The organism is Nocardiopsis sp. NPDC006198 (genome assembly GCF_040613895.1).
GTDB classification, from domain to species: domain Bacteria; phylum Actinomycetota; class Actinomycetes; order Streptosporangiales; family Streptosporangiaceae; genus Nocardiopsis; species Nocardiopsis tropica.
In genome coordinates, this window is sequence record NZ_JBEXSY010000012.1 from 20,239 (window position 1) to 33,540 (window position 13,302).

The following is a 13,302-nucleotide window of genomic DNA, read 5'->3' on the forward strand; positions in this document are numbered from 1 at the left end:
GACACGCGCCCCCGCTTCCGGGAGGGAGGGGTGCCGTGTCGGCCGAACCCCCTAGACTGGGCCCCTTCCCGCGCGGACGCGGGGGTCGGTCCGCGGTCGGCGCGCCACCCGCCGTTGGCTACGATCGCGGGGGTCCCGGGAGCGCAGTCGCGGGACGACAGTCGCGGCAGAGTCGGAGGATGAGGACGTTGGGTCCCCTAGAGAACACTGACCCCGAACGCATTGGCCGGTACCGGCTGATCGGGCGCCTGGGCGCCGGCGGCATGGGGCAGGTGTTCTTCGGACGCTCGGCCGCCGGCCGGGCCGTCGCGGTCAAGCGCATCCATCCGCACCTGGCCGCGGACGCCTCCTTCCGCCAGCGCTTCGCGCGCGAGGTCACCGCGGCCCGCCAGGTGAGCGGGGCGTTCACCGCCCCGGTGATCGACGCGGGTCCCGACGACGAGGTGCCGTGGCTGGTCACCTCCTACGTTCCCTCGCTGCCCCTGGACGAGGCGGTGCAGGCGTACGGGCCGCTCCCGGAGGCGAGTGTGCGGGTGCTCGCCGCGGGGCTCGCCGAGGCGCTCGTGGAGATCCACCGGGTCGGCCTGATCCACCGCGACCTGAAGCCGGGCAACGTGCTGCTGTCCGAGGACGGGCCGCGGGTGATCGACTTCGGCATCGCCCGTGCCACGGACGGCACGGCCGCCACCCAGTCCATCATCGGGACCCCGGGGTTCATGAGCCCCGAGCAGGTGCAGGGGGAGCACCTGACGCCCGCCGGCGACCTGTTCGCCTACGGCGCCGTCCTGGCCTTCGCGGCGTCGGGCACCGGGCCCTTCGGCGAGGGCAACATGCCCACCATGGTCATGCGCATCATCAGCCGGGAGCCCGACCTGTCGGCGGTGCCCGAGAGCCTGCGCCACCTGGTCGCCGCCTGCCTGTCCAAGGACCCGCAGGGGCGGCCCGGGCCGGGCGAGATCCTCGACTACCTGGGCGATGTGCACGCCGGGGCGTCCTGGCTGCCCCCGGCGGTGATGGCGGGAGTGCAGGAGCAGGTGGCCAAGGTCAACCGGGCGCTGGCGACCTCGGCGGGGGACCCGCAGGCCACCGGCGGCCACCAGCGCACGGAGGTGCTCGGCGCCGGCGGCGCGGCCGCCCTGGGCGGTGCGGCCGGGGCCCTGGGGGGAGCCGCCGCGGCAGGGGCGTTCGGCGACGACCAGGCCACCCGGGTCGCGGGCACGCAGGGCGCCGGCCACGGGGCGGGTTCCGCGCCGGGCGGGTACCAGCCCACGGCGCAGTTCCCGCCCACGCAGCAGCAGCCCGGACAGACGGCCTCCCCGTACGGGCAGGGGGCCACGTCCCAGTACCAGCAGGGGCAGGCGTACGGCGACCAGGGCGCGGACGACCCCTACGCCGACCTGTACGGCGGGCCCCGCGGCGGGCGTGCCGACACCGGCGCCCACCAGCGGCGCCAGGAGGAGGAGCGCCGCCGGCAGCAGGAGGAGCAGCGCCGCCTGGCCGCGGAGCAGCAGCGCCAGCAGGAGGAGCAGCGGCGCCGCATGGAGGAGCAGAGGATCGAGGAGCGCCGCCGGCAGGAGGCCGAGCGCGTGCACCGCGACCGCCTGCGCGCGGAGCAGGACGCGGCCCGCAGGGCGCAGTCCGAGGCGCGCCGGGCCGACCAGCCCGGCCTGTGGGGTTTCGTCAAGCTCCTGCCGCTGCTGATCCTGCCGCTGATCCAGATCCCGCTGGGGTACGGTGCGGCCCTGGCGTGGGCGTGGTTCACGACCGAGACGGATGTGTGGACCGGTTCGGCCTACTACTTCGAGCCGCTGTCGATGGACGGGTTCTGGCACGCGACGATGCTGGGCTACTTCCTCCTCAACAACCTGGTGTCGCTGGAGTTCCTGGTGCGTTCGCTGCGCACCTCGTTCGTCACGGGGGCGGTGCTCGCCCTGGGCGTCGTCGCGGCGACCAACGGCCTGCTGTACAGCTTCGGTTTCTGGGGCTGACCGGGGAGGGCGCTCCCGGGGGGCCCGGGCCGACCGGGGGCGCCGTGCCGGTGGGAGCGGAGCGGGCCCTCGGGCCTGCTCGGCTCCGCCCGGAGGGGGGCGCCCGGGGGCACCGGTCCGGCCGGGCGGCCGCCCGGGGAGGGTGCGGGGCGGTCCCCGTCGGCGGGGCGGCCCCGGCCACGTCCCCGGGCCCCTCGCGCACGGGGGCCGCGCCACCCCGTGCGGTGCGCGTCGGCGGGCCTCGCCGGACACGGTTCCGAATACTTTCCTGAGGGTGCGAACACACTGACCTTTGCGCACTCCGGCGTTCGCGGCGGTGGGCTCGCGCGGAGGCGGCCCCGGGTGCCCGGGCGGTGGTCGACGCACGTCAGGGGCGCACGTTCCTTGCGAGGGCGGACGGGGTTCCGCAAGGGCCTGTAGCTCAGCGTGTCCGGTTCGATCCGTACCGCGAAAATTCTTCTCCAGGACCCGTTGTGGGCCTGTGTCGTTCCTGTTAACTTGCACCGTGCAAGGCCATGGGAGCGTTCCCAAAATGAATGCCCGTTCATGGTGCTCACGAAAGTCCCGATACGCCCCCGCCCCCGTCGGGGCGGCGCAGCCGATTCCTCGGCGGGCGCCGCCATCGTGCGAGGAAAAGGGGCGGTCGGGGCAGCCCTGCCGGGGCCCTCGCCGGGTCCACCCGGAACGGGCAGGGCGAGGAGCCGCCGGGAGGCCGGGCGGACAGGCCCGCAGACGGAAAGGAAGACCCCCCGTGAAGACTGTGACCAAGGCGGGCGCGATCGCCGCGGCCGGCACCCTCGCAGGTGCGCTGGCCGTGTCGCTCGCCCCGCAGCCCGCCGCCGCCCACGGCGCGTTCACCTACCCCGCCAGCCGCACCTACGCCTGCTACGTCGACGGACTGGAGGGCGGCGCGGGCGGCAACGTCGAGCCGACCAACCCCGCCTGCGCCGACGCCCTGGCCGAGGGCGGCTCGTACCCGTTCTGGAACTGGTTCGGCAACCTCATCAGCGACGCCGACGGCCGCCACCAGGAGGTCGTGGCCGACGGCGAGCTGTGCGGGCCCACTCCCGCCTTCTCCGCGTTCAACGCGGCGCGCACCGACTGGCCGACCACCGGCCTGCCCTCGGGGCAGACGGTCGAGTTCCACCACAACGCCTGGGCCCAGCACCCGGGTACGTTCTTCACCTACGTCACCGAGGAGGGGTGGGACCCCGGCTCCCCGCTCGCCTGGGACGACCTGGAGCTCATCGACGAGGTGACCGACCCGCCGCTGCGCCAGGGCGGCGTCCAGGGCGCCGAGTACTACTGGGACGTCGACCTGCCCGAGCGGCAGGGCCAGCACATCGTGTACGTGGTGTGGGAGCGCTCGGACAGCCCCGAGGCGTTCTACAACTGCTCGGACGTCGTCTTCGGGTGATCCGCCGCCCCGGCCGTGCCGTTCCCCGCGCGGGGGAACGGCACGGCCGGCCGACGTGCCCGCGTCCGCCGCCGAACGCCTCTAGGGGCGGGGCAGGCCGGTGTAGTTCTCCGCCAGCTGGGTCGAGGCGGCCCGGGAGGAGGCCAGGTACTCCAGGTGCGAGAGCTGGAGGCGGTGGTCGAAGGCGTCGCCCGAGGTGTGCAGCAGCGTGGTCATCCAGTAGGAGAAGTGCTCGGCCCGCCACACCCGGCGCAGCGCCGCGGCCGAGTAGTCCTCCAGCGCCCCCGTCCCGCCGTGCGTGTACCGGGCGCGCAGGCCCTCCGCGAGCAGCGCCACGTCGTGCAGCGCCAGGTTGAGCCCCTTGGCCCCGGTGGGCGGCACGATGTGCGCGGCGTCCCCGGCCAGGTAGAGGCGCCCGTGGCTCATCGGCTCGGTGACCAGGCTGCGCATGGGGGTCAGGCCCTTGGAGGTGAGCGGTCCGCGTCGCAGTTCCCAGCCGGGCACGGCCATGCGCTCGGCCAGCTCCTCCCACACCCGCTCCTCCGGCCAGTCGTCGGGGTCGGTGCCGTTGGGCACCTGGAGGTAGAGGCGGCTCACCTCCTCCGAGCGCATGCTGTGCAGGGCGAAGCCGCGTTCGTGGCGGGCGTAGACCAGCTCCTCGCACGAGGGCGGCACGTCGGCCAGCACGCCCAGCCAGCTGAAGGGGTAGAGGCGCTCGAAGGTGCGGACGACGCCCTCGGGCAGGCTGCGCCTCCCGATCCCGTGGAAGCCGTCGCAGGCCGCCACGTAGTCGCACTCCAGCACCTCCTCCCGGCCCTCCAGGGTGTGGCGCACGCGGGGGCTGTCGGTCTCGATCCCCTCGATCGCGGTGGCCCGGGCCCCGAAGAGGACCTGTCCTCCGTCGGCCAGGCGCCGGGCGGTCAGGTCCTTGACGATTTCGGTCTGCGCCCAGATCTCGACGCTGCGCCCGCACAGGTCGGAGAAGTCCACGCGGTGGGATCGGCCGTCGAAGCGCAGTTCGATGCCGTCGTGGGTGATGCCCTCGCGGTCCATGCGCTCGCCGAGACCGCTGCGGCGGAGGAGGCGGGCGACGCCGTGTTCCACGACGCCCGCGCGCTGGCGGGCCTCGACGTAGGCGCGGTCCCGCGTTTCCAGCACCACCGACTCGATGCCGGCCAGGTGCAGCAGGTGGGAGAGCAGGAGGCCGGCGGGCCCTGCTCCGATGATGCCGACGCGTGTGCGCATCAGGTGTCCCCTCGTCGGTCGGGCGTGGCGCCCGGGTGCCACAGAAGTTCCTTATGCGAACACATATTCACATGACGAACGAGCAGGAGGGGCGGTGGGCCCGTCCGGCGGCGCGGATCCCGAAGCGTCCCGCCCGGGCGCGGCCGTCCCGCCGTCGGCGTCCATGGCGTCGAAATGCGCCCGCGCCACATCTTGACCCGGTGAGCCGCATCACCTATGTTCGCCAAAAGAACAAGTGTTCGCAAAACGTACAGTGGTGGGCGCCGGTGCCCACCCCGACGCGGTTGGAGCGCCGATGCGCCGTGGGCCGGCAGTCCTCACCCCCGGGGCCGCACCGCCGGCCGCACCCGCGGGCGGCGGCGCCCGCACGCGCCGGGCCGCGCGCGCGGGCCCCGACAGGCCGCTCCTCGGGGCCCTGGGCATCGCCGCCCTCCTCGCGCTCTGGGAGGCCGCGCCGCGCCTGGGAGCCGTCTCCGCCCGCCACCTGCCGCCCGCCTCCGAGGTCCTGGCCACCCTGGCCGAACGCGCCGCCACGGCCGCCTTCTGGGCGGCCGTGGGCGATACGCTCACCGGATGGGCACTGGGCCTGGCCATCGCCTTCGCCGCCGCCGTCCTGCTCGGCCTCACCCTGGGCTCGCTGCCCCGGGTGCGCGCCTTCACCGACTCCACGGTGGACTTCCTGCGCCCCATCCCCTCGGTCGCGCTCATCCCGCTCGCCGTCCTCATGTACGGCACCGACCTGCGCTCCACCCTGCTCCTGGTCGTGTACGCCTCCTTCTGGCTCCTCTACATCCAGGTCCTGTACGGGGTGGCCGACGTCGACCCCGTCGCCGAGCAGACCGCGCGCTCCTACGGGCTCGGCCGCCTGGCCCGCGTCCGCCACGTCGTGTGGCCCACCACCCTGCCCTACCTGATGACGGGCCTGCGCCTGGCCGCGGCGGTCGCGCTCATCCTGTCCGTCACCGCCCAGCTCGTCATCGGCTCCCCGGGCCTGGGCCGCGAGATCGCCGTCGCCCAGTCCAGCGGCGCCGTCGCCTCGGTCTACGCGCTCATCGTCGCCACCGGCGGCCTCGGGGTCCTGGTCAACACCGGGGTGCGCGCCCTGGAACGCCGCGTCCTGCACTGGCACGCGTCCGTCCGCGGGGAGGCAGCGGCATGAACCGTCCCCTCGGGACCGCCCGGTCCGACGACAGCGCCGGGACGCGGGCCCCGGCCGCGCGACCGCGCCGCGGCGCCGCGGGCCGGCTGGGCCTGCGCACCCTGCACGTGCTCCTGCTCCCCGTCGTGCTCGTCGGGGTCTACGCCTACGCCGGTGCCGCCTCGGACAGCTACTACACGCCCACCCCCGACCTCATCGCCGCCGCCTTCGTCGAGCTGTGGTTCTCCGAACGCCTCTTCACCGACGTGCTCCCGAGCATCGCCCGCCTGCTCACCGGCTTCACCGTCGCGGCGGTCCTCGGTGTGGGCCTGGGGGTCCTGCTGGGCCTGTCCCCCCGGACCCGGGCTCTCCTGGAGCCGGTCCTGGAGTTCCTGCGCGCCGTCCCGCCGCCGGTCCTGGTGCCGCTGATGATCCTGCTGGCCGGCATCGACGACTCCATGAAGGTCATGGTGATCGTCTCCGGCTGCGTGTGGCCCGTCCTGCTCAACACCGTGGAGGGCGTGCGCGCCGTGGACCCGGTCCTGGCCGACACCGCCCGCTGCTACGGCATCACCGGCGCCACACGGCTGCGCGTCCTGGTCCTGCGCTCGGCGGCTCCGCAGATCATGGCCGGGCTGCGCCTGGCCCTGGCCCTGGCGATCATCCTCATGGTCATCAGCGAGATGTTCGCCAGCTCCAGCGGCCTGGGGTTCGCCATCGTCCAGTTCCAGCGCAGCTTCGCCATCCCCGAGATGTGGGCGGGCATGGTCCTGCTCGGCCTGATCGGTTTCGCCCTGTCGGCGCTGTTCGAGCTCGTCGAGGGCCGCGTCCTGGGCTGGTACCGGGGCCTGCGCGCCGCGAACCGGGGCGGGTGAGCCCGTGGGCGCCGCCGCGGAACCGACCACGACCACGACCGACCACGAGGGAGAACGCCCCACCATGCTCAAGGTCACCGGCCTCCGGAAGGTCTACGACGGGGGAGCCGTCGCCGTCGAGGCCGTCCGCGACCTCACCTTCGAACTCGCCGAGGGCGAACTCGTCTGCCTCGTCGGTCCCTCCGGCTGCGGCAAGACCACCCTGCTCAAGTGCATCGCCGGGCTCATGCCGCCCACCGGCGGCACCGTCGAGCTCGAAGGCCGCCCCGTCACCGCGCCGCCGCCCGACATGGCCGTGGTCTTCCAGGAGTACGGGCGCAGCCTCTTCCCGTGGATGAGTGTGCGCGCCAACGTCGAACTGCCGCTGAAGCAGAAGAGGCTTTCCGTGGAGCGGCGCACCGGCCTCGTCCGCGAGGCACTGGAGGCGGTGGGGCTGGCCGGATCCGCCGACGCCTACCCCTGGCAGCTCTCCGGCGGCATGCAGCAGCGCGTGGCCATCGCCCGCGCCGTCGCCTACGAGCCCAAGGTCCTGCTCATGGACGAGCCCTTCGCCGCCGTCGACGCCCAGACCCGTGCCGACCTGGAGGACCTGATCCGCGCGCTCTGGAAGCGTCTCGGGGTCACCGTCCTGTTCGTCACCCACGACATCGACGAGGCCGTCTACCTGGGGGAGCGGGTCCTCGTGCTCTCCTCCTCGCCGACCGTGGTGCAGGACGACGTCACCGTCGACCTGCCTGCCGGGCGGGACCAGCTCACCACCCGCCGGGACGGTCGCTTCACCGAGCTGCGCACCCGCGTCTACGCCGAGATCCAGAGGGCGAAGAGGGGCGCCGCGGGGGCGGACGGACGCCCGCAGGACCGGACCGGGGGCCGGGAGGGCAGCCCGGTCGCCGGCGGGTCCCCGACGGGCTGACCGCCCACCGTCCACGGGCGCCGGTCCCGTGCACCGGCCCCACCGAACCGCTCCCGCACGCACGCGCGGGAAACCGTCGAAGGAGACACACCGTGACCCTGATCGCCTCCGAGGACTTCACCTCCGCCGTCTTCACCGGGGCGTGGACCCCGGCCAAGGGCGGTGACGCCCCCGTGGTCTCGCCGTCGAGCGGGGAGGTGCTGGGACGCACCGGCATCGCCGACGCCGACGACGTCCGCGACGCCGCCGCGCGGGCCGCCCGGGCCCAGAGGGGGTGGGCCGCCGCGTCCTTCGAGGAGCGGGCCGCCGTCCTGCGCCGCGCCGGAGACCTGCTGGAGGCCAACGCCGGCGAGATCATGGGGTGGCTGCGCCGCGAGGGCGGCGCGGCGGCCGGGATGGCCGGCTTCCAGGTGCACGTGGCGGCGGGGGAGTGCTTCGAGGCCGCCGCCCTGGCCTCCCAGCCGCACGGCGAGATCCTGCGCACCGGGAAGCCGAGGCTGAGCTTCTCCCGCCAGGTGCCGGCCGGGGTGGTCGGTGTGATCGCCCCGTTCAACGTGCCCCTGATCCTGGGCATCCGCTCGGTCGCCCCGGCCCTGGCCGTCGGCAACGCCGTGATCCTCAAGCCCGACCCGCGCACCGCGGTCTGCGGGGGCGCCGTCATGGCCGAGGTCTTCCGCAGGGCGGGTGTCCCCGAGGGCGTCTTCCAGGTGCTGCCCGGAGGGGCCGCCGCGGGGGAGGCCCTGGTGGCCGACCCGCACGTGCGGGTCATCTCCTTCACCGGGTCCACCGCCGCCGGGCGCAGGGTCGGAGAGGCGGCCGGGCGCCACCTCAAGCGGGTCCACCTGGAACTGGGCGGGAACTCGCCGCTGGTGGTCCTGGACGACGTGGACGTGGACGCGGCCGCCTCCGTCGGCGCCTGGGGCTCGTTCCTGCACCAGGGGCAGATCTGCATGACCACCGGCCGCCACCTGGTGCACGAGTCCGTCGCCGACGCCTATGTGGACCGGCTCTCGGCCAGGGCGGACGCTCTGACCGTGGGAGACGCCGAGTCGGACGGCTCGGCGCTCGGACCGGTCATCGACGCCGGCCAGCGCGACAAGATCCACGCGCTGGTCACGGGCAGCGTGGACCACGGGGCCGAGCTGCGCGCGGGCGGGACCTACGAGGGGCTGTTCTACCGGCCGACCGTCCTGGACCGGGTCGACGCCGCGACCCCCGCCTACGCGGAGGAGGTGTTCGGGCCGGTCGCCCCGGTCGTGCGCTTCTCCTCGGTGGACGAGCTGGTGGAGCTGGCCAACTCCTCGGAGTACGGCCTGTCCCTGGGTGTGCTCACCAGCAACCCGATGCGCGGCATGGAGATCGCGGACCGGGTGCCCAGCGGGATCGTGCACATCAACGACCAGACCGTGGACGACGAGGCCGTCGCCCCCTTCGGCGGTGTGGGCGACTCCGGGACGGGGTCCCGTTTCGGCGGCACCCGCGCCAACCTGGAGGCGTTCACCGAGACCCAGTGGGTGACGATGCAGGCCGACCCGGCCCGTTACCCGTTCTGATCCCGCGCCCGGCGGCGGGGGCCGCGGGGATCTCGGAGCCCCCACCGGTTCCCCGGCGGCCGGGGCCCGGTCCCCGGGTTCCGGGGCCTGCGGGCGGGGCAGCGTGCCACGCGCCCGCGCCCTCGCGGTCCGCGCCGAGGCGGAGCAGGCGGGCGCCGCGGGCCCTTCGAGGGCCCGCGCTCCTCACTCCCGCCCGGCGGCCTCGGGCACGGGCGCGGTGGCCGCTCCCAGCGCCCTCAGCAGGTAGGGGAGCAGCCGCTCCGCCATGTCCACGCCCGGCCGTGACCCCGGGGTGTGGGGGATGAGGAAGGTGTGGCTCACCATGGGCCCGATGACCATCTCCCCCACCACGAGGGCGTCCTCCACCGGGGGGATCTCCCCGCGCCCGGCCGCCCGGTCCAGGACGGCGCCGACCCGCTCCTGCAGGGGCATGACGAACTGGTCCATGAGGACGTCCGCCAGGGCCCGGTTGTGGGCGGCCTCGCCCAGGACGGCGCGCAGGAGGCGGCCGGAGGGCCCGTCCAGGGCGGCGGCCTTGTCGTGCAGGAGGGCGCTCAGGTCCGAGCGCAGGGCGCCGGTGTCGCGGTCGGGGCCCAGTTCCTCGGCCCAGGCGCGGGCGGCGCCGACGACGAGGTCCTCCTTGGAGCGCCAGCGGCGGTAGAGGGTGGCGGTGGAGACCCCGGCCCGTTTGGCGACGGCCGCGGTGGTCAGGCCGCTGTAGCCGTTGGCCTGGAGTTCGGCGAGGGTGGCGTCCATCAGCGCGCGGTCCCGGGCGGCGTCCCGCGGGCGCCCCCGGCGGGGGGTGCGGGAGACGCCGGGCAGATGGTCGGTGGTCATACCGGAATCCTATGCGAGCGCCCTGTTGGAAACGAAACACTTTCGTTTACCATCGGTTCATGACGACAACCGACACCCCCGCCGAACCGCTGACCCTGACCACCGACATCCCGCCGATCGTGGCAGGGCTGCGCTCGGCGTTCGCGTCGGGACGCACCAAGCCGATCGCGTGGCGGCGCGCCCAGCTGCGCGCGCTGCGGCGCCTCCTCACCGAGGAGCGGCCGGCCCTGGAGAAGGCCCTGTACACCGACCTGGGCAAGAGCCCGGTGGAGGCCCACACCACCGAGATCGGCTTCGTGGTCAACGAGATCGACCACACGCTCAAGCACCTGGCGTCGTGGCTGCGCCCGCAGCGGGTGCCGGTGCCGGTGGCCCTGGCCCCGGCCAGGGCGCGCAAGGTCCGCGAGCCGCTCGGCACCGTGCTGATCGTGGCGCCCTGGAACTACCCGGTCAACCTGTCGCTGGCGCCCCTGGTGGGCGCGATCGCGGCGGGCAACGCGGCCCTGGTCAAGCCCAGCGAGCTCGCCCCGGCCACCTCGGCAGTCCTGGGGGAGCTGGTGCCCCGGTACCTGGACGGCGAGGCGATCGCGGTGGTGGAGGGCGGCATCCCCGAGAGCACCGCCCTGCTGGAGGAGCGCTTCGAGCACATCTTCTACACGGGCAACGGCGCGGTGGCCCGCATCGTCCTGGCCGCGGCCGTCAAGCACCTGACCCCCGTCACCCTGGAACTGGGCGGGAAGAGCCCGGCCGTGGTCGAGCCCGGCGCGGACCTGGCGGTCACCGCACGGCGCCTGGCCTGGGGCAAGTTCACCAACGCGGGCCAGACCTGTGTGGCCCCCGACTACGTGCTCGCGATCGGGGACACCGCCGAACCCCTCCAGCGGGAGCTGGCGGCCGCCATCACGGAGATGTTCGGCGAGGATCCCTCCCGCAGCGCCGACTACGGGCGCATCGTCAACGAGCGCCACTTCGACCGGCTGTCCGCCCTGCTGGAGAGCGGGACGGTGACGGCCGGGGGCGAGCGCGACCGCAAGCGGCTCTACATCTCCCCCACGGTGCTGGGCGACGTCGACCCCGACTCGCCCGTGATGGGAGAGGAGATCTTCGGGCCGATCCTGCCCGTCGTCCGGGTGCCGGACCTGGACGCCGCGATCGCCTTCGTCAACGAGCGGGACAAGCCGCTGGCGCTGTACGGGTTCACGGCCTCGGACCTGACCAAGCGGCGCCTGACGACCGAGACCTCCTCGGGCGGCCTGGCGTTCGGCCTGCCCATCGCCCACCTGGCCGTCCCCGGCCTGCCCTTCGGAGGCGTGGGGGACAGCGGCATGGGCGCCTACCACTCGACGGCCTCGATCGACACGTTCTCGCACACCAAGTCGGTGCTCGACAAGTCGCTCTTCATGGACACGATGAAGGTCGCCTACGCGCCCATCACGGGCGTCAAGGAGAAGCTGCTCCGCAAGCTCCTGTGACCGGGGCCGGGCCGGCGGGGCCGCGCGGAACTCCACGGCGGCGGGAGCGCGGCCCGCGGGCCCGCCGCCGGGGACCTGCCACGCGCCCGCGGCCCGGACCGGGGCCCCGTGGGAGCCCGGACCGGGCCGCGGATGCGATCCCCGGGATCAGTCCCCGCCGCCGCCCTCTCCGCCCCCGTCGTCCCCGTCCCCGCCGTCCTGTCCGGCGGGCTGGGCGTCGGTGTACACCTTGCCCGCGGTGAGCGCGTCCGCGCCGAAGATGTCGGTGACCGTCACGAAGTGGTAGCCCTCCCGGTGCAGCCCCGAGAGCACGTCCGGGATGGCCCGCACCGACGTCTCGTGGATGTCGTGGAAGAGGACGACGCTGCCGGGCACGGAGTGCTCCAGCGCGTGCTCGCTGATCGCGCCGGTGTCGCGGCTCTGCCAGTCCAGGGTGTCCACGTCCCACAGGATGAGCGGCTGGTCGACGGCCTCGCGCACCGTGCCGTTGAGCGACCCGTAGGGCGGGCGGATGGTCGGCGGGTCGGAGCCGATCACCTCCTTCACGGCCTGGTTGGTGCGTTCGATGTCCCGCCGCACCGCCTCGCCCGACATGCCCGCGAGGTCGTCGTGCTTCCAGGTGTGGTTGCCGAGCTCGTGCCCCTCCGCCGCCATGCGCTCCAGGGGCTTGGGGAACTCGCCCACCAGGGACCCCAGCACGTAGAAGGTGGCGCGGGCGTCGTACTCGGCGAGGATGTCCAGGAGTTCGTCGGTGTGCTCGCCGGGCCCGTCGTCGAAGGTCAGGGCCACGCACTTGAGGCGTTCGCAGTCCAGGGCGCCGGCCCGGGCGCTCAGCCCCCCGCCCAGGGGGAAGTCCTCGTCGGCGGTGTTCCGGCCCAGGGCGGCCTCGCGGGCGTGGTAGCCCAGCTCGGACAGCAGCTCCTCGGCGTCCCCGGGCTCCACCGGCAGCAGCACCTCGTCGACACGGCCCGCGCCCGGCACGTCGGCCGCCTCCATGCGGACGGCCAGGCCGCCCGCGGTGCTGAACGCCAGGTCCTCCAGAGGGGAGCCCGCCCAGCGCTCGGCGGCCTCCGCGGCCTGCTCCGGGTCGGTCAGGTCCAGGGGCTCGCCGCCCCCGTCCGGCCCCCCGTCCCGGGCGTCCCCGGGGGACGGGGCGCCGCCATCGGCGGCGGCGGTGTCGGTGCCCTCCTCGCCCTCCTCCCCGTTCTGCGCGGCCCGGGCGGCGACCTCGCCGACCAGGCCCGGCATCTCCTGGACCGGGAGGTGGTAGCTGTCCTCCAGGATCCCGGCCACCTCCAGGTGCGCCTGCTCGATGGCGGCCTCGTCGCGAAAGAGCGAGGTCCAGGGCAGGACCCTCTCCCCGGCGACGTCGTACCACAGGCTGCGCGCGTCGAAGGTGTCGTTGGTCCCCGCGGAGGCGGCCGCGGTGAGCCGCACCCCGACGACCTCGGAGGAGGCGGCCAGCAGGGCCACGTCCTGGTGCAGTTCCGGGGTGCCGCCCCCGGGAAGCTCCTCCAGGAAAGCCGTCTGCCGCTCGGCCATGGAGGTGCGGAGTTCGGTCATGAGCGCGGGCGCGCCGCCCAGCAGCGGATACCGGTAACTCACCACACTGTGGTCGGTGGTCACCGACAGGGTCTCCGACTCCAGGCCGGGCATCTCGTCGACCGGGGTGCGGACCGCCTCGGCGTACGGGAGCGCCTGGTCCGCGGCATGGCAGCCCGGGACCAGGAGCAGGCCCAGGGCAGCGCTGACAGAGAGATTTCGTCGCAGTGAGGTGACAGCCACGGGGGGACCATATCGAAGCGCCCGGCCGGGGGAGGACCACCGCGCGTCTCCTGGAGCACTCTGGGGACCGAATTGGCCA

The 13,302-nt window shown here is 74.3% G+C and carries 10 protein-coding genes; 7 read left to right on the forward strand and 3 right to left on the reverse strand.

All coding sequences use genetic code 11. The features are described 5' to 3' along the window. Positions 1-179: 179 nt before the first annotated feature. Entirely contained in the window at positions 180-1,988 is a 1,809-nt protein-coding gene (locus ABZ234_RS10860; RefSeq protein WP_355011848.1) for a protein kinase, read from the forward strand. 751 nt (positions 1,989-2,739) lie between these two features. Then, positions 2,740-3,405 carry a lytic polysaccharide monooxygenase gene (locus ABZ234_RS10865; RefSeq protein WP_355011849.1) on the forward strand — a complete coding sequence of 222 codons (666 nt, stop codon included), beginning with the start codon at positions 2,740-2,742 and terminating at the stop codon, positions 3,403-3,405. 81 nt (positions 3,406-3,486) lie between these two features. Here ABZ234_RS10865 and ABZ234_RS10870 read toward each other — a convergent pair whose 3' ends face one another. Beyond that, entirely contained in the window at positions 3,487-4,650 is a 1,164-nt protein-coding gene (locus ABZ234_RS10870) for a 4-hydroxybenzoate 3-monooxygenase (RefSeq protein WP_267944517.1), read from the reverse strand. Between the two features lie 295 nt (positions 4,651-4,945). Between ABZ234_RS10870 and ABZ234_RS10875 the strand changes: the two genes are divergently transcribed. The 4 genes from ABZ234_RS10875 to ABZ234_RS10890 all read left to right on the forward strand — a co-directional run bounded on the left by ABZ234_RS10875 (position 4,946) and on the right by ABZ234_RS10890 (position 9,129). Then, positions 4,946-5,809: an ABC transporter permease gene (locus ABZ234_RS10875; protein ID WP_355011850.1), complete on the forward strand. Its 864-nt coding sequence runs from the start codon at positions 4,946-4,948 to the stop codon at positions 5,807-5,809. Beyond that, the gene (locus ABZ234_RS10880) at positions 5,806-6,663 is read left to right on the forward strand and encodes an ABC transporter permease (protein ID WP_267944515.1); all 858 of its coding nucleotides are present in this window, start codon (positions 5,806-5,808) and stop codon (positions 6,661-6,663) included. Before ABZ234_RS10875 ends, ABZ234_RS10880 begins: the two co-directional genes overlap by 4 nt. Positions 6,664-6,727: 64 nt before the next feature. Continuing rightward, positions 6,728-7,576: an ABC transporter ATP-binding protein gene (locus ABZ234_RS10885; RefSeq protein ID WP_355011919.1), complete on the forward strand. Its 849-nt coding sequence runs from the start codon at positions 6,728-6,730 to the stop codon at positions 7,574-7,576. Between the two features lie 92 nt (positions 7,577-7,668). After that, the gene (locus ABZ234_RS10890; RefSeq protein WP_355011851.1) at positions 7,669-9,129 is read left to right on the forward strand and encodes an aldehyde dehydrogenase family protein; all 1,461 of its coding nucleotides are present in this window, start codon (positions 7,669-7,671) and stop codon (positions 9,127-9,129) included. Between the two features lie 183 nt (positions 9,130-9,312). On the opposite strand, the gene ABZ234_RS10895 is transcribed toward ABZ234_RS10890, so the two are convergent. Beyond that, entirely contained in the window at positions 9,313-9,966 is a 654-nt protein-coding gene (locus tag ABZ234_RS10895; RefSeq protein WP_355011852.1) for a TetR/AcrR family transcriptional regulator, read from the reverse strand. Between the two features lie 59 nt (positions 9,967-10,025). Here ABZ234_RS10895 and ABZ234_RS10900 point away from each other — a divergent pair, with 59 nt between their 5' ends. Beyond that, positions 10,026-11,438, forward strand: a complete 1,413-nt coding sequence (locus tag ABZ234_RS10900) for an aldehyde dehydrogenase family protein (RefSeq protein WP_355011853.1) — start codon at positions 10,026-10,028, stop codon at positions 11,436-11,438. 147 nt (positions 11,439-11,585) lie between these two features. On the opposite strand, the gene ABZ234_RS10905 is transcribed toward ABZ234_RS10900, so the two are convergent. Next, a complete protein-coding gene (locus ABZ234_RS10905) occupies positions 11,586-13,223 on the reverse strand; it encodes a polysaccharide deacetylase family protein (protein WP_355011854.1) in 1,638 nt (545 codons plus the stop codon). Positions 13,224-13,302 lie beyond the last annotated feature (79 nt).